Genomic DNA, 1,059 nt, shown 5'->3' with positions numbered 1-1,059 from the left:
AGGCCTTCTGGGATTCGATCCCCGGCATCGATGACGAGTCGTCGGAGCCGTCGGCGGCGGTGAGGCCCTTGAAGCCGACGACGGCCACGACGGCCGATGATCCAGACATTGTTGTCGACGTCCCAGGCGCCACCGTCCAGGGAGAACGTCCCCGAGGTGACGAGGTGTTCGATGCGCGCACCCGCCATGCCGGCCATCAGAAGACCACCACCGAGCGCAGTACGTCGCCGCCGTGCATCCGCTCGAAGGCCTTCTCGACGTCGTCCAGTGCGATGGTCTCCGTGACGAAGGCGTCCAGATCCAGTCGGCCCTGCAGGTAGAGATCGATGAGCATCGGGAAGTCACGGGAGGGCAGGCAGTCGCCGTACCAGGAGGACTTCAGCGCGCCGCCCCGGCCGAAGACGTCCAGCAGCGGCAGTTCGAGCTTCATCTCCGGGGTCGGTACGCCGACGAGGACAACAGTGCCGGCCAGGTCGCGGGCGTAGAAGGCCTGCTTGTACGTCTCCGGGCGGCCGACCGCCTCGATGACGACGTCCGCGCCGAAGCCGCCAGTCAGCTCGCGGATGGCCTCCACCGGATCGCCCTGCTTGGAATTGACGGTGTGGGTCGCGCCGATCTTCTTCGCAGTCTCGAGTTTCCGGTCATCGATGTCGACCGCGATGACGGTGGCCGCCCCGGCGAGCCGGGCGCCGGCGATCGCCGCGTCCCCCACACCACCGCAGCCGATGACCGCCACGCTGTCACCGCGTCCGACGTTGCCGGTGTTGATGGCCGCGCCGATGCCCGCCATCACTCCGCAGCCCAGCAGTCCGGCGGCGGCCGCCGATGCCGCCCGGTCGACCTTGGTGCACTGCCCCACCGCCACCAGCGTCTTCTCCGCGAACGCGCCGATACCCAGGGCCGGGGACAGTTCGGTGCCGTCGGTCAAGGTCATCTTCTGCTTCGCGTTGTGGGTGTTGAAGCAGTACTGCGGCCGTCCACGCAGACAGGCCCGGCACTGCCCGCACACGGCACGCCAGTTGAGGATGACGAAGTCACCCGGAGCGACGTCGGTGACGC

Annotated in this window: 1 protein-coding gene and 1 pseudogene; both read right to left on the bottom strand. The window is 68.4% G+C overall.

Annotated elements, in window-relative coordinates; translation table 11 throughout:
- Positions 1 to 92 precede the first annotated feature (92 nt).
- Positions 93 to 188 (bottom strand): annotated as a pseudogene (locus ACWEBX_RS41380) (MBL fold metallo-hydrolase); the annotation flags it as partial.
- A gap of 8 nt (positions 189 to 196) precedes the next feature.
- Positions 197 to 1,059 (bottom strand): S-(hydroxymethyl)mycothiol dehydrogenase (locus tag ACWEBX_RS41375; RefSeq protein ID WP_451889811.1); only part of this gene is annotated, 863 nt, incomplete at its 5' end.

Source organism: Streptomyces sp. NPDC005070 (assembly GCF_053600395.1).
Note: the sequence above shows the minus strand (reverse complement) of the source record. Positions and strands in the feature narration are given on the sequence as shown.